This is a genomic window from Edaphobacter lichenicola (assembly GCF_014201315.1).
Classification (GTDB): Bacteria; Acidobacteriota; Terriglobia; order Terriglobales; family Acidobacteriaceae; genus Edaphobacter; species Edaphobacter lichenicola_B.
Window position 1 is genome coordinate 312,847 of the sequence record NZ_JACHDY010000003.1, and the last position, 20,347, is coordinate 333,193.

The window sequence follows — 20,347 nt, forward strand, 5'->3', positions numbered from 1 at the left end:
ATGACGATGTTTCTTTCGGATTTTGGGGTGCTTCGGTTGCGGGGTACTGGTGGGGTTTCGCGGGCTCGATTGGTGGCAAGAACTTCGTGTGGCCTTGTTCTGGGTGCACTTGTCAGTGCTGGTTCGATGAGTGTGTTTGCGCAGAGTGCTCCGGTGGCTCCTGCGGCGAAGGTTGTACCGGTGGACGGGAACGCGGCGGGAGATGCGCCGGATGATCCGGGGCCGCTGGCGACGGGACTCTCGGCGGAGTTGAAGCCGAAGGCGATCGATGCGGCGATAAAGAAGGTTGCGGACTGGCAGGTTGTTTACGCAGAGCCGCACTTCAATAAGCAGTGGACGTTTGCGGCGCTCTACGATGGGCTGCTGGCGGCTTCGAAGACGACCGGCGATCCGAAGTATCGCGATGCGGTGCTGCATCTGGCGGAGCGATCGGAGTGGACGCTGCTCGATGCGCGGTTTCCTCACGCCGATGATCAGGCTCTGGGGCAGGCTTATCTGGATCTCTATCGCGACGATACGCAGCCGGTGCGGATGGCGGATACGAAGGCGATTATGGATCGTCTGATTGTGCGGGAGGATGATCCTGACAAGCTGCTGTGGTGGTGGTGCGATGCGCTGTTCATGTCGCCTCCTGTGCTTTCGCGGATGTATGCGATTACGAAGGACCGGAAGTATCTGGACTATATGGATCGTGAGTGGTGGCGTACGTCGGGGAGCCTCTACAGCCCGGAGGAGCATCTTTACTTTCGCGACAGCCGGTACTTCACGAAGAAACAGGAGAACGGCAAGCCGATCTTCTGGTCGCGCGGCAATGGCTGGGTGATGGGTGCGCTGGTGAATGTGCTGCGGATTATGCCGGCGGACTATCCTTCGCGGCCGAAGTACGTGGCGCAGTTTCGCGAGATGGCGGAGAGGCTAGCGGCGATTCAGAGTCCGGATGGCTTGTGGCGGTCGGGGCTGCTGGATCCGGAGTCTTACGATCTGCCGGAGGTGTCGGGGTCGGCGTTCTTTACGTATGCGATGGCGTATGGGATCAATGAGAAGATTCTTGATCGCAAGACTTACCTTCCGGTGGTGGAGAGGTCGTGGAAGGGAATGCTGGGGCACATCTATGCGGATGGGCGGCTGGGTTCGATTCAGCCGATTGATGGGCAGCCGGGCAAGTTCAAGCCTTCGGCGAGCTATGTGTATGGTGTGGGCGGGTTCCTGATGGCGGGCTCGGAGATGCATCGGCTGGCTGCATCGAAGCGCTAGGCGGTATTGGACAGTAGCGGCAGGGTGGAAAGGGACGAGCGGTTTGGGCGGGACGGAGTTCGTCGGGATCCTTCGCTCCGCTCAGGATGACAGCAAAAGCATGACTTCCGTGAGAGCTGGAGTTGTCGCAGTGGCTGGCCTGGTGGTAAGGGATTGGCTCGTGAAGGCACTAGCTTCCAGATGTTGGCTACCTCTTTGCAATGAATGATTTACCAAATTGAAAGACTGTTTACTTGACGGACTGAATGGTCATTCAGTATGCTTCGCATCGTTCGGGTATTCCTGCCCGCCGGAGCCTTTGACCATGCCTTCCAGCACTATCGAAGCACCCACGCCGCAGAGTTCGGCAAAGCCTAGCCCGTCCCGGGATCACAGACAGATCAACAAGGTTGCTGTGCTTGGCGCGGGGACCATGGGGTCGCGTATCGCGGCGCACATTGCCAATGCTGGGTTGCCGGTGGTTCTGCTGGATATTGTTCCGCCGGGCATCGACGCTGGTGCTCCGAAGCAGGAGCGGAACAAGTTTGTGCTGGCGGCGATGGATGGGTTGAAGAAGTCGAAGCCTGCGGCATTTTATGCGGTGGAGAGTGCGCGGCTGATCACGATTGGCAACTTCGAGGACGATCTGGCTTTGATTGCGGATTGCGACTGGATCATCGAGGTGGTGGCGGAGAATCTTGAGATCAAGCGGGCGCTGCTGGAGAAGGTGCAGCAACATCGGCGCAAGGACTCGATACTTACTAGCAATACGAGCGGGTTGCCGATTCACAAGATCGTGGAAGGGATGCCGATGGAGCTGCGGCGCCATTGGTTTGGGACGCACTTCTTCAATCCGCCGCGGTATATGCGGCTGCTTGAGGTGATTCAGACTCCGGATACGGACCCGGCGGATATTGCGGCGGTGGAACACTTCTGCGATCTGCGGCTGGGGAAGGCGATTGTTCACTCGCACGATACGCCGAACTTTATTGCGAATCGTATCGGCACGTTTTCGATGGGAAATGCGATTCGGTTGATGCAGGGGCAGGGGCTGACGATTGAAGAGGTCGATACGTTGACCGGCTCTGCGCTGGGCTGGCCGAAGACGGGGACGTTCCGGTTGGGCGATATGGTTGGCGTGGATGTGCTGGCGCATGTGGCGACGAACTTTTCCGCGCAGGCGGCGAAGATCAAGGATGAGCGTGCCGAGGTTACGCTGGCGCCATTCATCGGCACGATGCTCGAGAGGAAGTGGCTCGGGGATAAGACGAAGCAGGGCTTTTACAAGAAGGAAGGCAAAGACGCGGAGGGGCGCGATCTGCGGCATGTTCTGGACTGGCAGACGCTGGACTATAAGCCGAGCACGCGGCCGAAGTTTCAGGCGATCGAGATGGCGAAGAATGTGGAGTCGACGCCTGCTCGAATTGCGCAGCTGTTGCATGCGGATGCGACGAAGGATAAGGCGGCTGCGTTTTACTGGCCGCTGCTGACGGAGCTGTTTACGTACAGTGCGAACCGGGTGCCGGAGATTGCGGACAACATCGTTGAGATCGACCAGGCGATGAAGACGGGGTTCAACTGGGAGCTTGGTCCGTTTGAGATGTTCGATGCTGCGGGTGTGCGCGCTACGACGGAGAAGATGCGCGCTGCGGGTGCGCCGGTTTCGGCGAACGTGGAGAAGCTGCTGGCTTATGCGGAGAAGCATGGGGAGTCGAATCCTACGTGGTACAAGGATGATGCTTCGGTCGCTTCGGGACGGTTGTTCTTCGATCCTGTCAGCGGGGAGTACAAGCCGGTTGTGACGGCGGAGGGAGTGACCTCGCTGGGGGTGATCAAGAAGGCGAATGGGGTGGTGAAAAAGAATCCGGGCGCGTCCGTCATCGATCTGGGGGATGGTGTGGCTGCGATTGAGTTGCACTCGAAGATGAACGCGCTGGGCGATGACATCGTGAATCTGATTACGCAGACGCTGAAGCCTTCGAGCGATATTGTTGGCGACTTCGAGGCTTTTGTTATCACGGGGGACTCTGCGAATTTTTCGGTTGGCGCGAACCTGATGCAACTTCTTCTGGGGATTCAGGAGGAGGAGTGGGACGAGGTGGAGATGGCGGTGCGCGCGTTCCAGAATATGACGCAGGCGATCAAGTTCTGTTCGCGGCCGTTGGTGGTTGCGCCCTATGGAATGTGCCTGGGCGGGGGCGTGGAGATTTCGCTTCATGGGGCTGCGCGTCAGCCGCACTCGGAGTTGTATATGGGTCTGGTGGAGGCTGGGGTGGGGTTGATTCCTGGCGGCGGCGGCTGCAAGGAGATGACGATTCGGTCGGTGGAGGCGGGGTCGAGCATTCGTCCGGATGCTCGTGGTGAGGGCGTGGAAATCTTTGAGGCGCTGAAGAAGAACTTCGAGACGATTGCGATGGCGAAGGTCTCGACCAGTGCAGCGGAGGCTCGTTCGTTTGGATTCTTCAAGCCGTCGGACAGCATTACGATGAATCGCGAACGGCTGTTGACGGATGCGAAGACGAAGGCTCGCGCGATCGCCGATGCTGGTTACAGTGCGCCTGCGCCGCGTACCGACATCGCGGCTGCTGGGGAGAATGCGCTGGCTACGCTGAAGTTGGCGGTGTGGACGATGCGGGAGGGGCAGTACATCTCCGATCATGATGCGAAGATTGCGAACTGGGTCGCGTATGCGCTGTGCGGGGGCAAGGTTACGCCGGGGACGCCGGTGACGGAGCAGTATCTGCTGGATCTGGAGCGCGAGGCTTTTCTGTCGTTGTGTGGAGAGAAGAAGACGCAGGAGCGAATTGCGTTTACGTTGAAGACGGGCAAGCCTTTGCGGAATTAGCAGTTCCTGTTCGCTGCTGGGTTTGCAAGTTAACGATAGGTTTATCTACTTATAGATAGGTTCATCTATAGGTTTATATACGGTCTTCGGAGTAGATTCGGAGACAGAAGTCGGGAGTTAGTGGTTATGAAAGACGTCATTATCGCCTCTGCTGTTCGGACCGCCGTTGGGAAGGCTCCTCGCGGCACTCTTCGTAGCACGCGGCCGGATGATCTGGCTGCCTTTGCAATCTCTGGTGCGTTGGAACGTATTCCGCAGCTTGATAAGGCGGAGATTGAGGATGTGATTCTGGGCTGTGCGATGCCTGAGGCAGAGCAGGGGATGAATGTGGCGAAGGTTGCCAGCTTCCGTGCGGGGTTGCCGGTTACGACTGCGGGGATGACGATCAATCGCTATTGCGCTTCGGGGTTGCAGTCGATTGCGCTGGCTGCGGACAGGATTCGCGGCGGGTCTGCGGATTGCATTGTTGCGGGTGGCACGGAGAGCATGTCGTATGTGCCGTTCGGCGGCAACAAGATCTCGGTGAACCCGTGGCTGGTAGAGAACTATCCGGGGTCGTATATGTCGATGGGGCTGACTGCGGAGCGGGTGGCGACTCACTATGGGATCACTCGCGAGCAGATGGATCAGTTTTCGTATGAGAGCCATCAGAAGGCTCTGGCTGCGATTGCGGCTGGGAAGTTCGAGGATGAGATTGTTTCGGTGACGGTTACAAATACTGTGCCAAATGGGAAGAAGGCGAAGACGACCGAGTCGATGTTCAAGCAGGATGAGGGGCCGCGTGCCGATACGTCGCTTGAGGCGCTGGCGAAGCTGAAGCCAGTGTTTCATGCGAAGGGAACGGTGACAGCGGGAAACTCCAGCCAGACGTCGGATGGAGCGGCGGCGGCGGTGGTGATGTCGGCCGACCGTGCGGCGCAGCTTGGCATCAAGCCGATGGGTAAGTTTCTTGCGTTCGCTTACGCGGGGTGTGATCCGGAGGAGATGGGGATTGGGCCGATCCATGCGATTCCCAAGGTGTTGAAGATGGCTGGGCTTTCGGTTGAGGATATTGATCTCTTTGAGTTGAACGAGGCGTTTGCGGCACAGTCGCTGGCGGTGTTGAAGGTGCTGGGCATCGATCCGGCGAAGGTGAATGTGAATGGCGGCGCGATTGCGCTTGGGCATCCGCTTGGTTGCACCGGGGCAAAGTTGACGGCTACGCTGCTGCGGGAGATGGCTCGGCGGAAGGTGAAGTATGGGATTGTGACGATGTGTGTTGGGGGCGGGATGGGAGCGGCTGGTATCTATGAGGCTATGAATTAGAGAATGCGTACGTACTCCAAGTCGGATCGAAGAGCCTGGAACCGATTGCGTCCAGCGGGCCGGAGTGATTGGCGTCAGATTCGAGTGGTGAGTGGATATGTAGCTGTGATTGCGGTGGTTGTCGCAGTAGGTTTCTTTGTCAAACACCGGCACCATCAAGAGATTCAACAACACTGGAAGTGCGCCACAGCTATCGTCGAAGAGGTTCACTCCGAAGAGATACGGACCGTGAGCTATGCCAAAGGTGGCAGAACGGCGCTCTACCAAGTTTCAATTCTGGCGAAGTATGTCTCGGACGGCGTAGAGCATGAACGGTGGATTACCGTGGAACAACCGCCGGTATCGCTGGCAGAAGCCCAGCTGCAGACGTTTCGCTGGAAGGGGCAACATTGTGTTGTTCGATGGAAGGCAGCCGCACCTGAAGATTTGATCGCTGAAGTGGAATAGTTCGCAACTTTGAGCGCAGAAGCTACAGAAGGAGTAACACCATGGCAACGATGACGACCCCCGACCTGACCTCCGCTACCCGCATCGCCGGTGGCAGCTTTCTCATCAGCGACCCGACGCCTGCGGATTGCTTCTTTCCGGAGGATTTTACCGACGAGCATAAACAGATTGCGGAGACGACGGCGAACTTTGCGGTCAACGAGATTATGCCTGCGTCCGACTCGATTGAGGCGAAGGACTTTTCGGTTACGAGGCGCCTGCTGAAGGAGGCTGCGGAGCTTGGGCTGACCGCGGTTGATATTCCTGAGGAGTACGGCGGCCTGGAGATGGATAAGGCTACGTCGGCTATCGTGGCGGAGAATATCTCGAAACAGGCGAGCTTTTCGGTGGCGTTCTCGGCGCATACCGGTATAGGTACCCTGCCGCTGGTCTGGTACGGCAACGCGGAGCAGAAGAAGAAGTATCTGCCGAAGATTGCTTCGGGCGAGATTGTGTCGGCGTATGCGCTGTCGGAGTCGACGAGTGGTTCGGATGCGGTGAATGCGAAGACGAAGGCGGTGCTGTCCGCGGATGGGAAGACTTACACGCTGAATGGCGAGAAGATGTGGATCTCGAATGCGGGGTTTGCAGACCTGTTTACGGTCTTTGCGAAGTGTGCGATTCCGGATGGTCCGGATGCAGGGAAGGAAAAGCTTACGGCGTTTCTGATCGAGCGTGGAACGCCTGGTTTTACGCAGGGGAAGGAGGAGCACAAGCTGGGGATTCGCGGCAGCTCCACGTGCCCGCTGATTTTGACCGACTGCGTGATTCCTGCCGGAAATCTCCTGGGGGAGGTGGGGAAGGGCCACCATATTGCGTTCAACATTCTGAATGTGGGGCGGTACAAGTTGGGCAATGCCGCGATTGGCGGCGCTCGGATGGCGCTGAACAATGGGATTCGATATGCGATTGATCGGAAGGCGTTCGGCAAGTCGATCTCGGAGTTCGGGTTGATCCAGGAGAAGATTGCGAACTGCGCTACCGGCATCTTTGTGGGCGGGGCGGTCTGTTATCGCACGGTGGGGCTGATCGATAAGGCTCTGGCGGGTGTGGATAAGAACGATACGAAGGAGATTCAGAAGCGTATTGAGGACTACGCCGTCGAGTGCTCGATTGTGAAGGTGTGGGCGAGCGAGATGCTGGATATGGTGGTCGATGAGACGCTGCAGATCTTCGCGGGCTATGGCTACGTTGAGGAGTTTCCGGCGGAGCGGGCGTATCGCGATGCCCGGATTAATCGGATCTTCGAGGGGACCAATGAGATCAATCGGTTGATCATTACCGGATGGCTGATGAAGTCGGCTATGAGCGGGAAGCTGGCGCTGATGCCGGCGATCAAGAAGCTGATGGATGAGGTGATGTCGGGGCCGAGCGAGAAGGTGGAGCGTGAAGGTCCGCTGGGTGAGGAGCGCAACCTGCTGGCGAACGCGAAGAAGCTGACGTTGTTTGTCGCAGGGGCTGCGACGCAGAAGTATATGACGCAGATCGCGGACGAGCAGGAGGTGATGGGGGCGATCTCGGACATGATCATCGAGGTGTTCGCGATGGAGAGTGCGATTCTGCGCGCGGAGAAGATTGCGGAAGGGCAGTCGGCGGAGGCTTCGGCTATGCCTGTCTCGATGGCGCAGATCTATGCCGACAAGGCGATGGCTACGGTTGAGCTGTCGGCGCGGAAGGTGATTGCGGCGGTGGCGGAGGGGGATATGCTGCGGACTCAGCTTACGATTCTTCGCCGGCTGTCGAAGCACGACTCGGCGGATACGATCAAGCTGCGTCGGCAGGTGGCTCAGCACGTTCTGAAGGCTGGAAGATACTGCATTTAGAGATATGTAATGGAAGAGAAGGACCAGCCGATTGATTCTTCGGCTGGTCGTTTTTTGTGTTGGGGATGAGGGGGTCGCAATCGGGATGAGGAGCGATTGGACGTCCGCGGCAGGCTGGCGGCGGCTCTCGGCTTCAGCTTTTCTTCCTGAAATGGCACAATCGAAGAGACGAAATAATCTCTTTCCCTCTGTAAACGCAACATTTTCTTTTATCGTCTGTCTAAGCAAGTACCTCAGCCCCATTCTGGTTCGTCGGGCCAGTCGATCTTAGTGTGTGGAGCAGCAGGCCACCCCGTAACCCCGGTAGTAAGGTAGAAGAATATTCCAATGCGCAGCCGCCTTCTCTCTCATCTGATCGCCCCCGTCGCCCTCTTTGCCTTCGCGTTTAGCCCTTTTGCTCAGGCAGTAGTCCAGAACCGAATTGCTAGTGCTGCCAACGACGGAGTTCGCACGCCTGTGTCAGGCACAGTTGTGAGTCGGGCGCAGCGTGCGACTGACCTGGGTACTGCTCCAGCCGATAAGAAGCTGGAATCGATGTCGCTGCGCTTCAGTATGACGCCGGCTCAACAGGCCGATCTGACTCTGCTACTTGCGAATCAGTTGAACCCCAGTTCGGCGAGTTATCACCAGTGGCTGACGCCGGAGCAGTTTGGGGCGCGGTTTGGGCTCAGCAGCGCGGACGTTGCGAAGGTCTCCGCCTGGCTTACGAGTCAGGGATTCACGATCACCCGGACGGCCCGCAGCTCTACCTTTATCTCTTTTTCAGGCACGGTTGCGCAGGCACAGCAAGCGTTCGGGACCTCGATTCACAATCTTTCGCTCAATGGGGAAGCTCATTTTTCGAATGTCGCCGATCCGGTCCTTCCGTCTGCCATTGCGGGGGTTGTAACTTCGATTGTTGGGCTTAATGACTTCAAGGCGAAACCTCACTCGCTGGCGCGGAATGTTCCTTCGATTGATCCATCGCAGCCCCACTACACGCAGACTGTGAGCGGAGTTACAAGTCATTACATTTCGCCGGCTGATTTCTACACAATTTACGACGAAAATCCTCTTCTTACAGCTTCCACGCCGATCAATGGCACGGGCGTGACGATTGCTGTGATGGGAAATACGGATATTAATTCAGGCAATGTTCTTCCGGACGCGAATGTGGCCCAGTTTCGTACGGCGGCTGGTTTGCCCGCGATCAATCTCAAGCTGCAGTCTGCTATTCCTGCTGGCGGCTCTGATGCCGGGGTTTCGGCGAGCGATGTTGATGAAGCCCATCTCGATGTGGAGTGGTCTAGTGCGGCCGCTCCCGGAGCTACGATTCTTTATGTTTACAGCAGCAATAACATCTTTGCGGATTCTCTGACTTACGCCATCGACAACAAGGTCGCTCCGATTATCACGATCAGCTACGGCTTGTGCGAGAGCGGGTGGGGGACCGCTATGCTGGCGAGCTACAACAGTCTGCTGGCGCAGGCGAACGCGCAGGGGCAGACTGTAGTTAGTTCCTCTGGCGATGCCGGTGCTACCGACTGCGATGTGACCGGTCTTGCGACAGAGGGGCTTAACGTTGACTTTCCTTCCAGCTCTCCCTATGTCACCTCTGCAGGCGGGACGATGTTCAGCGGGGATGTGAATGATTCAGCCCAATACTGGAATAGCAATAATGCCAGCGACGGTGGCTCAGCGATCTCATACATTCCGGAACAGCCCTGGAACGAAACCTCGGGGTCGGGGGGACTCACCGCGGGGGGTGCAGGGGGTGGCGGTGTCAGCGCTTTCTTTTCAAAACCAGGGTGGCAGACAGGCTTAGGTGTCCCCAACGACTCTTCCCGGGATCTTCCTGATATTTCTCTCAATGCGGCGGCTCTGCATGATGGTTACCTGGTCTGCAGCTCCGGGGACGGACAAGGGGAGACTCCCTGTGTCAATGGCTTCCTCTCCTCTAACGGTCAACCGAACGTGTTTGGCGGGACCTCGTTTGTTGCGCCCTCCTTCGCCGGAATTCTTGCCCTTGTCGAACAGCAGCTCGGTTCCGCGGCGACCGGCGGACTTGGAAATATTGGACCGACCCTCTATGGCTTTTTGAATGGCCCAACCTACAGTACCGTCTTCCATGACACGATTGCCGGAAGCAACACGGTCACTTGCACGCAAGGAACGCCGGACTGCCCGAACGGAGGAGCGATTGGCTACTTCGCAACAACTGGCTATGACTTGGCTATGGGCCTAGGCAGCTTCGATGTCAATAAACTCGTTACTGGTTGGAGCGGAGTTAAGCCAGTCGGAACGGGTGCCGGAAGCGGTATTGGGACGAGCATCAGTACGACGGCGCTTACCACCAGCGCTTCTCTCTGTGCTGTGTCGGCGGGCACTCTTGCGCTTAGTGTCGCTGTGACAGGAACTGCCTCTGGTCCAACGCCAACAGGTTCGGTTCAGTTTTTTGTCGATAATGCAGCTGTGGCAGGTGACACTGTCACCCTGTCCGGCGGAACCGCGAGCTACAGTCTTGTTACGTCTTCGCTCTCTTCCGGAGGTCACAATATCAGTGCGGTCTACTCCGGCGATAGCAACTACGCGGGTTCCAAAGGGACACTCCTTGGACCAAACAACAACGCGAACTTTTATCCAAACGGGCCGATCGCTTCGGTCGATATTGTCTCTTCTACATCTTCGGGTAAACCCGATTTCTCGTTCGCCCCTGCGACTTGTGGTGCGTCGACGTCGGTACAGCCGGGGGCTACGGCAGCGGGGGTTACCTTTACGATCACGCCGGTCAATGGATTTACGGGCTCGGTCAGTCTGACTGCGAGCAACAATGATGGAATGGTCGCGACGCCTAGTTTCTCGGTGTCGCCAGTTTCGATCACTACTTCGGCTGGCGTAACCACTTCGTTTGTCGTTGTAGCTTCCGCGCCGACGACAACCGCAAAGTCAATCCGGCCTGGACTGAGGCCTTCTGGTCGAGGCCCTGCGGGTAGGATGCCATGGTATGCGGCTGGCTCTGGCGCTACTCTTGCTGGGTTGTGTCTCCTAATGTTGCCACGTCGTCGCCGCTGGGGTGCTCTGCTTGCCGCTGTGATTACGATTTCGGCTCTGACAGCGGTCGGATGCGGATCCAACACCTCGACCACTGGTGGAGGCAGTGGGACTACACCTCCTGCTGGGACGACAAATGCTTCCCAGGGTATCTATACGTTCACGGTTACCGCAATAAGCGGCACCTTGGTGCATAGCGCACAGATTTCATACGTCGTACCTTAATAGGAGCGGTTGTGATTTCCTGGCCGCGCCCCTCGAAGGGGTGGCCTTTCTATTATTTAGAGATGTTTTCGAAGCTCGTCAGACGTCACGGGTGTTTCGGGACAGGATTGGCTGCTGGCAGTATGACCCTTATCGACTCAGGAGTTGACCGCGGCTTGCTGCCACTGGCGGTTCGACCATCCAGACCGCTCTCATCAACTTCGCGATTCAATCGCACGGCTCAAGCTCAATAGCTACCGCATCAGACCATGGCGCATCAGTGGGTTGTGACCTTTTCGTGTTTCGTCGCTTCGGGAACCTTCTCCTCCGCGCCCTCGGCAATTCGCATCAAATAGTTTTGCGCGCTGAACGGAGCTCCTGTCGTCGGTGCCCGTTCATACTCACCATCCGACTGCAGGAGCCGTGCTTTTGTGTTGTCCGCCAGATAGGCGGCTAGAATCTCTTCGCGAAGTCGCTTGTGAATGTCTGGCTGGGTTATCGGAAAGACTACCTCGCATCGCTCAATAAGATTTCGGGGCATCCAGTCAGCGCTTCCACAGTAGATCTCTTCCTTGCCGCCGTTTGCGAAGCAGAAGATGCGGCTGTGTTCTAGAAAGCGTCCGACGATGCTTCGCACTCGGATTCTCTCGCTCACGCCCTTGACGCCAGGCCTCAGGGAACACATGCCGCGGACGATCAGGTCGATCTCTACGCCAGCGTTTGAAGCCGCGTACAGGGCCTCTACCGTTCGCCGATCGAGCAGGCCGTTCATCTTGGCGATGATCGACGCAGGACGGCTAGCCTTGGCATGTGCCGCCTCTCTTTCGATGAGGGCAACCAAGCCATCCGCGAGTGTCAACGGTGCTACCAACAGCGGTTTATAGGCTTCCGACTCGGTTTCGGCGGTGAGGTAGTTGAAGACCTTCTGTACCTCACTCGTCAGCTCCGGCTTCGAGGTCAGGAGGCTGATATCGGTATAAAAGCGCGCGGTGACCGGGTTGTAGTTTCCTGTCCCAAGGTGTACGTACCGCCGCACCACGCCGTCCGGATCGCGGCGTACCAGAAGAGACAGCTTGCAGTGGGTCTTCAATCCGAAGATGCCGTGAAAGACACCGACACCTGCGTCCTCAAGCTCTCGCGCCCATCGGATGTTGGAGTCTTCGTCGAAGCGCGCCATCAGCTCAACGACGACGGTCACCTCTTTACTCTGTCCAGCCTCGGTGAGAGCCGTGAAGATCGGCGAATCTTTGCTTGTGCGATAGAGTGTCTGCTTCATCGAGATCACACTGGGATCCTGCGCTCCGGCCTCGATGAACTCCTCCACGGTCTTGTACGAGTCGAAGGGATGATGCAGCATCACATCTCGTTTTCGCATCTCGTCGAAGATATCGGTGGACTTTGCGCTGAGTTTGAACTCCTTCGCAACGAAAGCCGGATACTTCAGCTGGGGCCGCTTCACTTCGGAGTAGAGATTCATCAGGCGCGACAGATTCACTGGTCCGTCCGTCCTGAATACCTGCTCCGGCTCGAGCTCGAAGTTGATCCGCAGCCGCTCGACGATCTCTTCGACCGCTGAGCTTTCAATCTCCATTCGGACGGCGTCGCCCTTTCGCCGATTATGTAACTCAGCGCGAACACTTTCCAGCACGGAGCGGGATTCCTCCTCCTGCATGTAGAGATTGCTGTTGCGGGTGACGCGAAATGCCGATCGGGACAGGACCTCGTATCCGCGGAACATCCGCTCTACTTGAGACTCCACCAGTTCATGCAACAGGATGAAATCGCAGTTGCCGTCTGTACTCTTAAGCGGGACCAGACGCGGAAGGGCGCGAGGAACGGTCACGACACCCAAGGCCGTCGCCGCCTTTACTCCGCGTCGTTTGTGTTTCAGCAGGAGACCGATGCAGAGTGCCTTGTTGAGCACCCTGGGAAAAGGATGAGAAGGATCGATGGTCACCGGCGTCAGCAAGGGGTCGACTTCGTCCTCGTAGAAGTCCAGCGCCTGCTTTCGTGCTGCGTCGCTCAACTGGCTCCAGCGCAGTACGCGAATCTTTGCGGCATGCATCGCTGGCAGGAGCTGTTCATTCCAGCATTGGTACTGTGCCACTACGAATTGATGAATCCGCTCCATCAATCCGTCGAGCCGTTCCTGCGGGGTGAGTCCGCCCTCGTCTGGCGGCTGTGCGAGATTGTAACCATCCTCGATCCGCTGAAGGAAGCCGGCGACCCTGATCTCCACGAACTCATCGAGGTTGCTGGCGGTAATCGCGAGGAACTTTACCCGTTCCAACAGCGGGTTGGTCTCGTCCTGCGCTTCTTCGAGCACGCGCTGGTTGAACCGCATCCAGGACTCGTCGCGGCTAAAAAAGAGATTTTCGACCACCTTCGCAGTGGTTTTCCTGGCGCTGGCTGGGCTTCCGGTAGCTCGCTTCGTAGCAGTCATAGAGGTCTAAAAGATTACCGCAACAGCGTGAATCCTAAGTATGAACAAGCGTGAAATATCGGCGGCGTCGCTTAGGGGCGGTCGCCAGCGCCGCAAAAGGCCGGAAAACAAATCCTGGCCACCGTAAAATATTTGTTGGCCTTATCCGTCTACACCTGTAGATGACTGACGTTCCGGGCAATTGGAGCATTATCGAGCAAGACCGGCTGATCTCTCAGGCGTTGGAGAGAGACCGGCCCAGGCTGCGCAGCTTCATCCGCAAGCATGTCGCCGACACGGGCGAGGCGGAGGACATTCTTCAGGACGTCTTCTACGAACTCCTTGAGGCCTATCGCCTGATGAAGCCCGTAGAGCATGTGACTGCTTGGCTCTTTCGCGTGGCTCGTAATCGGATGGTCGATCTCTTCCGCAGGAATAAGCCTGCCTCGCTCAACAGTCCGGCGTCGGCTGAAGAGGATGGCGGCACGCTGGAAGACCTGCTTCCTTCGGCCGATGCCGGGCCAGAGGCGGTTTATGCAAGGAGTTTACTGCTCGAAGCATTGGAAGAAGCTCTTGAAGAGTTGCCGGAGGCGCAGCGTGAGGTTTTCATTGCACATGAGTTGCAGGGGCAGAGCTTCAAAGAGATATCCGCCGAAACCGGTCTCAGCGTCAACACGCTGCTCTCGCGAAAGCACTATGCCGTTACACATCTGCGCCAAAGGCTGCAGCTGATCTACGAAGATTTTGTTAAGAAATAAGGAGTCATACATGGGGCATCATCCAGCAATTAAAGCAGTAAAGATCGCACTGTTCGCCGTGGTTGCCAGCGTCGTGCTGGGCTTTGTGGTCAAGAGTTTATGGAATGCACTTATGCCGCCGATCTTCGGATGGCACATGATCACGTTCTGGCAAGGGCTTGGCCTGTTTGTGCTCAGCAAGGTTCTCTTTGGCGGTTTTCATCGTCACGGCGGAGGCCGAAACCGATGGAGACAGGGTATGAAAGATCGCTGGGATCGTATGACTCCAGAGGACCGCGAGAAGTTTCGCAAGGGGATGCGTTGCGGCCGTGCACCCTTCGCCTCGCATGCGGAGACGCAGATATGAACGAGATGGAAACAAGCCGCATCGAGACTGGAGAAGAGATGGAGCCTGGCGGACGTATGAAGTCTTCTTCCTCGATCTATAGTCGACCATCCGCTGACTTCAATGACCGTGTTGGCGAGCTCGAGATGGAGAACGCTCGTCTTCATCGGCTGGTCGCAGAGCTTTTGATCAAGAACCAGCAGCTCCGCAGATCGGACTAACCGGCGCGCAGGCGTTACTTCGACGAAGAACGTGAACCCATAGGTGCGCATGCGGACTCAAGGTACCGCTTAGTGGATGTTCACTTTCTGCTTCGAATGTCTGTATAGTTTCAAGAAGATCGCATTTATGCAGCCGTTCAACACAGGTCCGTCGCAGTTTTGAACAGGTTACCTCTCGAACGCTGCAAAGATACTATAGAGATGTTGTAGCCATCATGACTCAAGCAGCGTGCCTATTTGACACTACCCTGACTCTTATAGGATTCGCCTCATGGGGCGGGGTCCGAGAGTGAGATGCCGTGTCTTTTATGAATCGCTTTTCCTGAACCGATACTCTATCCAGTAAAAGGTTTGTTCAAACTCAAGGAGACATATGCAAGTTAGAAAACTAAGATCTTTCATTTTGGCGTCTGCGCTCGCCGTATCCACTTCAGCCAGCTTTGCCCTCGCTCAGGATAGCGCCGGTCACGATCTGAAGGCTGCGGGAACCGACACCAAAGACGCAACCAAAGATACAGGCCACGCCATCGCCAAGGGATCCGAGAAGACCGCCTCCGGCACGAAGAAGGTCTACCACAAGACCGTCAGCGGGACGAAGACAGCGGCCGATAAGACAGCTGATGGAACCAAGACCGTTGGCAAAGATATCGGTCATGGCACCAAGGCTGCGGCCAAGGACACGGCCCACGGAACCGAGAAGGTCGGCGATAAGATCGCGGGTAAGCCTACTCCGCAGTAGTATCCCACGCGGCTATAGAGCTACCTCTTTGAGCCTCTGCTTTGTTGGCGGGGGTCAGAGAGGTGCGTCTCAATTTGCTCTATATCTTCCATCTGAGATCCGCTTCGGCCACACTACCGTTGTTGCCAGCGCTACGAGAGCTACCCAGTAGAGATCCGCTCCCAGCAGATGCAGAATCTGCATCCATACGGGAGCCAGCAGCAGGACGTCCGCGAGTCCGAGCGCGAACTGGAAGCAGAGGAGAGACAGCACAACTCCGGCGACGCGTCCTGCACCTGCGCGTCTGGCCTGCGCCACGAGCCAGAGCACGAATGCTGCTGCAATCACAGCGCTGACCGGGTGTACGCCTCGCAGCCGCAGGAGCCAGGGCGAGTTTGGTGCAAAGTCCTGAGCGAACGCCGCGCGCAACGAAGAAGCAGGGAACAAGGTATCTCCCAATGCCGCGAGCGACCCGCTAACGCCGACGATCAGCGTGGCCCCAAGCCCCAGGAGTGCCCACAGTTTTCTTGCTCCGCTTCCGCTGAGTTCAGTCCATCGCTGTCCTGTCCCGAGAAGCCGGGCAGTAAGGGTCAACGCGGCGAGAAGCAGCAGAGTATTGCTGAGGTGAATGGAGAGCACCACCACTCGCCCCATAGACTGATTGCCGGTCACGTACCCCAGCTTCACCAGCAGCGCACCGAGGAACGCCTCGTTCAACAGCAAGACCATGGACACGACGGCGAGAGTTCGTGCTGCCTGCCCTTTGAGGGTTCCGCGAAACGTCCAGATCAGTAGCCCAACGACGAGAAATGTCGAACCGCCGGTCATGCACCGATGGGTGAACTCAATGATGGTGTCGATGCGCGGCGACAGCGGAATCACTTGTCCATTGCAGAGCGGCCAGTGGTTTCCACATCCGGCGCCAGACCCGGTGGCCCGAACCAGTGCTCCCCAGAGGATCACCAACACGTTATAGCCGACCACGACCCAGGCAAACCGCACCAGCGCTCGAGAGGTCTCGAGCCTCGTCGTTGTCGAACCGTCCGGCGTCTTTACCGCTCCAGCCGTAGCCATATCACTATTCTACCCAGCTTTGACTCCGCTGTTTTCAAAGCGTGGCGCTGCGCTTCTTTGCCGGGGAGGAGATAGGACTAGCCGTTTGCCAACTCCTTCGCCCGCTGGGTCGCTCGCTTTACTGCTTTGATCAGAGTTACGCGGAGGCCACCCTCTTCGAGTTCCAGAATGCCGTCTACCGTACATCCGGCGGGGGTGGTCACGGCGTCCTTGAGTAGCGCAGGATGATATCCCGTCTCGAGCACCATCCTGGCGGAGCCTAGTGTCGTCTGTGCCGCGAGCAGCGTCGCTACATCGCGCGGCAGCCCTACGTTCACGCCGGCTTCGGCGAGGGCCTCGATAATGATGTAGAGGAATGCCGGCCCCGAGCCTGAGAGGCCAGTGACCGCATCCATGTGCTTCTCATCGACGACGACCGTTCGGCCGACCGTCTGGAAGATCTTCTGCGCTACCGCCATCTGCTCCGCCGAGACGAAACGGCCGCTGCAGAGAGCCGTAATACCCGCAGCCAGCATCGCTGGGGTGTTCGGCATCGCGCGGATCACAGCAAGTTCGCATCCTGCGCCCTCTTCGATACTTCGAGTCTTTACAGAGGCCGCAAACGACAGCACGGTCTTCTTCGGAGTCAGCGCCGGCCTGATCTCTTCGATCAGCGCAGGGACTTGTGTGGGTTTTACTCCGAGCAGAATCACATCTGCCTGCTGCGCTGCTGCAAGATTATCTGTCGTCACCTCGACGCCAAACTGCGCCGACAATGCCTGCGCTCGCTCGGCATGCTGGACCGTAGCAAAGATCTGCTCCGGTGCAAGCAGGTTGTTCTTCAAGAAGGCCTGCAGCAGAATGCCGCCCATCTTCCCTGCGCCCAATACTGCGACCCGCAACCCCGGCATTACCGGAGCCGAAACCATCACTTCATAGCTCTCGCTCATCCCCAAAGGCTATCAGAGTGGGCTTTTTCTACGCAGCTACTTCTTCTGCGCAGCGATCCAGGCATCGACGCGCTGCTCCAGTACGTCCATCGGCAGTGCGCCGGAGTCGAGTACCTCATCGTGAAACGCCTTGATGTCGAACTTCGGGCCCAGCGCCGTCTTCGCGCGCTCCCGCAGCTCGAGGATCTTCAACTGCCCCATCTTGTAGCCCAGCGCCTGCGCCGGCCATGCAATGTAGCGATCGACCTCAGCCTGGATGTTGGTCTCGTCGATGGCGGAGTGATCGTGGAAGTAGCCGACCATCTGCTGGCGCGTCCAGTGCTCGGAGTGCACGCCGGTGTCGACGACCAGCCGGATCGCGCGCCAGATGTCGGCTTCGAGCCTTCCGTAGTCGCTGTAGGGGTCCTTGTAGAACCCGACGTCCTTGCCGAGCCGTTCGCTATAGAGGCCCCAGCCTTCGGTGTAGGCCGTGTAGTAGGTGTACTTTCTAAACTCCGGAATGCCGGTAAGCTCCTGCGCGATTGAGATCTGAAGATGGTGTCCGGGAATCCCTTCGTGATAGGAGACTGCTTCGACGGGGGCCAGCGAGCGCTCCGAGAAGTTGTACTCGTTCACATAGACCCGGCCGGGCCTGCTGCCATCGGGCGTGCCATTGTCGTAGTAGGCAGCTGACTGATCTTTTTCCATGTACACGGGTACGGGGACGATCTCCAATGGAGCCCTCGGGAGACGGCCGAACAGATCAGGCAGCTTCGGCTTCATGCCGGCGATGTACCCTTTGTAGTCCTCGATCAGGGCTTCGGGAGAGGCTGGATGTTCCTTCGGATTTGTCTTGAGCGCTGCGCTGAAGCTCTTGATGTCAGAGAAGCCAAGGCTCTTCACGATGGCCAGCATCTCGGTCTCGTCGCGCTTCACCTCGTCGAGTCCGATCTGATGGATCTCCGCGGCGGACTTGCTCAACGTGGTGCTCTGTCGAATGCGAAAGGTATAGTAAGCCTCACCATCCGGCAGCGCGGAGGCACCAATCTCTTTGCGAGATTTCGGAATGTACTCGGCCTTCAGGAATCCGGCAAAGCGTTTGTAGGATGGCAGGACGTCGGTGGAGATAGCATCAAGCATCTCCGATGAAATCCGCTTCTGCTCTGCCTCGCTTACCGTCTTGGGGAATTTCTTGAGAGGCTGCGCAAACGGGCTCTCCTCCGGCTTCTGATTCGCCAAGGCCAGAGTCTGCACCAGCACCTTCTCCATCAGATACTGCACCTGAACGCGGCCTTCGTCGGCTCCAAGCTGCATGTTGGTCATGATCTGCGAGAAGGCATTGGGAACTTTTTTGAGCCGCGTGATGTAGTCGTCGTAGTCTTTGACCGAGTCGAATTGAAGCCGGTCTGGAAGCTGCGGAAGCTCGGTGTGGAAGCCGTAGAACTGATTGACAGGCATCTCCCACTCTTTGAACTTCGCCGCCTCCTGTTGCTCGATCAACTGACGCAGCATCAGATCCGCCGAGAGCTTTTCCTGGTCTGTGAGGCCGGTGGTATCGATCTCCGAGAGCTTCTGAATGTGGTCGCGTCCACGGGCTAAGGCCGCGTTCAATGCCTGGGTCGAGTAGTCCGTCAGTTGGTCGTTGTAGCGTTTATCGCCGATCGAGGAAGCAAACTCGGGCGAGCGCTTGAGCCGGTCCTCCCAGATCTGGGTGAAGAGCGCGGATAACGCTTTGCTCGGCGCGGCAGCGGATGTGGCGACTGGCGCCGTGGCTGTCGACTGACCCTGCACCACCTTTGGCGTTACGCAGAAACAACAAACTAGTACCCACCCGCTCGCGCGGCTTCGCCACAATCTCGTCATACTTTGTCCTCAACCTGACCTTCAGTCTATCGTGGCGAGGATGAGGCTTTATTGCAAGATTGTCGAAGCGGAGGCGTCCAGCATCCGGTAGAGCGTCGAGCGGCTGATTCCCAGCATCTCCGCCGCGCGTACCTTGTTGCCGCCACAGCCCTTCAACACGCGCAGCACATGCTGCTCGATCACATCCTGCAGCCTTGCGCTCGTTGCCGTCCCATCTGGTATGGATGCTGGCGTACTCTCCTCGGCGAGCATCGGCAGATGATGCGATTCGAGCCTATCGCCCTCAACCTGCGACAGGCTGCTCCGCACAACACCCTTCAGCTCGCTTACATTTCCCGGCCAGTTGTAGCTCAGCATTCGCTCCATTGCTTCGTCAGAGACTGCTGGCACCTTTCTCTCGTAGAGCGGTGCGAGCTGAGACATAAAAAACTTCGTCAGATCCGGAATGTCTTCTCTACGGTCCCGCAGTGGCGGCAGGGTAATTTCAACCATGGCGAATCGCTGGTAGAGCTCCGGTTGGAATCTGCCGGCGGAGGCTAATATCTTGAGGTTTTCGCTGGTCGCGGCGATCATTCGCAGGTCGTGCCTGCGGGCTTCGAGGTGACTCTGGGTCACGTCGTGCCGGCGTAACAGACGCAGCAGACGAAGCTGGGTCTGGAGCGGCATCTCGTGGATTCCATCGAGAAAGAGGGTTCCACGCTGCGCCATTCTGGTTAGACAACCGATAGCATCTGCGGGGTGCGCGCTCCAGTCGTTCTCCTTCAGATGTCCGGCGATTGCCTCTTCAAGAGCGGCTCCATGACAGACCACGAACGGGCCATCGGCGGCGTGGCTCATTCCGTGGAGCGCACGAGCCACCTGTTCCTTTCCCGTTCCGGCCTCACCATGTACGAGCACTGTTCGGAAGTGTGGGCCGATCCGCCGCACCTGCAACCGCAGCCTGCGCATCTCCGCACTGGAACCCACGATCTCGAGACCACTCCCCTCGGGCCAGGGCTCTTCGACAGGCTCAGGAGAAGGATCAAGGATGGTGGTAGATCGTGTGATCGACATGGCTGTTTCTTACATCGGCAGAATCTATCTTCCGTTCAGCCCGCAGACATGAAAAACCGGAGACCGCCCCATGCAGCAG

Annotated in this window: 15 protein-coding genes; 10 read left to right on the forward strand and 5 right to left on the reverse strand. The window is 57.7% G+C overall.

The window, feature by feature from the left end:
- From HDF09_RS12590 to HDF09_RS12615, 6 genes are all read left to right on the forward strand, one after another.
- Positions 1 to 1,254, forward strand: a complete 1,254-nt coding sequence (locus HDF09_RS12590; protein ID WP_260181275.1) for a glycoside hydrolase family 88/105 protein — start codon at positions 1 to 3, stop codon at positions 1,252 to 1,254.
- Positions 1,255 to 1,558: 304 nt separating this feature from the next.
- Positions 1,559 to 4,078: a 3-hydroxyacyl-CoA dehydrogenase/enoyl-CoA hydratase family protein gene (locus HDF09_RS12595; protein ID WP_183766748.1), complete on the forward strand. Its 2,520-nt coding sequence runs from the start codon at positions 1,559 to 1,561 to the stop codon at positions 4,076 to 4,078.
- Positions 4,079 to 4,204: 126 nt separating this feature from the next.
- Positions 4,205 to 5,383, forward strand: a complete 1,179-nt coding sequence (locus HDF09_RS12600; protein ID WP_183766750.1) for a thiolase family protein — start codon at positions 4,205 to 4,207, stop codon at positions 5,381 to 5,383.
- 105 nt (positions 5,384 to 5,488) lie between these two features.
- Entirely contained in the window at positions 5,489 to 5,830 is a 342-nt protein-coding gene (locus HDF09_RS12605) for a hypothetical protein (RefSeq protein ID WP_183766752.1), read from the forward strand.
- A 41-nt stretch (positions 5,831 to 5,871) separates the two neighbouring features.
- Positions 5,872 to 7,692 carry an acyl-CoA dehydrogenase family protein gene (locus HDF09_RS12610; protein WP_183766754.1) on the forward strand — a complete coding sequence of 607 codons (1,821 nt, stop codon included), beginning with the start codon at positions 5,872 to 5,874 and terminating at the stop codon, positions 7,690 to 7,692.
- Positions 7,693 to 8,019: 327 nt separating this feature from the next.
- Positions 8,020 to 10,947 carry a protease pro-enzyme activation domain-containing protein gene (locus tag HDF09_RS12615; RefSeq protein ID WP_183766756.1) on the forward strand — a complete coding sequence of 976 codons (2,928 nt, stop codon included), beginning with the start codon at positions 8,020 to 8,022 and terminating at the stop codon, positions 10,945 to 10,947.
- A 256-nt stretch (positions 10,948 to 11,203) separates the two neighbouring features.
- Here HDF09_RS12615 and ppk1 read toward each other — a convergent pair whose 3' ends face one another.
- On the reverse strand, positions 11,204 to 13,369 hold the full coding sequence (ppk1, locus tag HDF09_RS12620) for a polyphosphate kinase 1 (RefSeq protein WP_183766758.1): 2,166 nt from the start codon (positions 13,367 to 13,369) through the stop codon (positions 11,204 to 11,206).
- Positions 13,370 to 13,530: 161 nt separating this feature from the next.
- Here ppk1 and HDF09_RS12625 point away from each other — a divergent pair, with 161 nt between their 5' ends.
- The 4 genes from HDF09_RS12625 (at position 13,531) to HDF09_RS12640 (ending at position 15,391) form a co-directional block, all read left to right on the forward strand.
- Positions 13,531 to 14,106, forward strand: a complete 576-nt coding sequence (locus HDF09_RS12625; protein ID WP_183766760.1) for an RNA polymerase sigma factor — start codon at positions 13,531 to 13,533, stop codon at positions 14,104 to 14,106.
- A 10-nt stretch (positions 14,107 to 14,116) separates the two neighbouring features.
- Positions 14,117 to 14,452 (forward strand): hypothetical protein, encoded by a 336-nt coding sequence (locus tag HDF09_RS12630; protein WP_183766762.1) that lies wholly within the window; start codon positions 14,117 to 14,119, stop codon positions 14,450 to 14,452.
- Positions 14,449 to 14,652 carry a hypothetical protein gene (locus HDF09_RS12635; protein ID WP_183766764.1) on the forward strand — a complete coding sequence of 68 codons (204 nt, stop codon included), beginning with the start codon at positions 14,449 to 14,451 and terminating at the stop codon, positions 14,650 to 14,652. The genes HDF09_RS12630 and HDF09_RS12635 overlap by 4 nt, the downstream gene beginning before the upstream one ends.
- 403 nt (positions 14,653 to 15,055) lie before the next feature.
- Positions 15,056 to 15,391 carry a hypothetical protein gene (locus HDF09_RS12640; protein ID WP_183766766.1) on the forward strand — a complete coding sequence of 112 codons (336 nt, stop codon included), beginning with the start codon at positions 15,056 to 15,058 and terminating at the stop codon, positions 15,389 to 15,391.
- Positions 15,392 to 15,460: 69 nt separating this feature from the next.
- Here HDF09_RS12640 and HDF09_RS12645 read toward each other — a convergent pair whose 3' ends face one another.
- From HDF09_RS12645 to HDF09_RS12660, 4 genes are all read right to left on the reverse strand, one after another.
- Positions 15,461 to 16,444 (reverse strand): COX15/CtaA family protein, encoded by a 984-nt coding sequence (locus tag HDF09_RS12645; protein WP_183766768.1) that lies wholly within the window; start codon positions 16,442 to 16,444, stop codon positions 15,461 to 15,463.
- Positions 16,445 to 16,521: 77 nt separating this feature from the next.
- The gene (proC, locus tag HDF09_RS12650) at positions 16,522 to 17,373 is read right to left on the reverse strand and encodes a pyrroline-5-carboxylate reductase (protein WP_183766769.1); all 852 of its coding nucleotides are present in this window, start codon (positions 17,371 to 17,373) and stop codon (positions 16,522 to 16,524) included.
- Positions 17,374 to 17,409: 36 nt separating this feature from the next.
- A complete protein-coding gene (locus HDF09_RS12655) occupies positions 17,410 to 19,215 on the reverse strand; it encodes a DUF885 domain-containing protein (protein WP_183766772.1) in 1,806 nt (601 codons plus the stop codon).
- Between the two features lie 48 nt (positions 19,216 to 19,263).
- Positions 19,264 to 20,268, reverse strand: coding sequence for a sigma 54-interacting transcriptional regulator (locus HDF09_RS12660; RefSeq protein ID WP_183766774.1), 1,005 nt, complete (start codon positions 20,266 to 20,268; stop codon positions 19,264 to 19,266).
- Between the last annotated feature and the right edge of the window lie 79 nt (positions 20,269 to 20,347).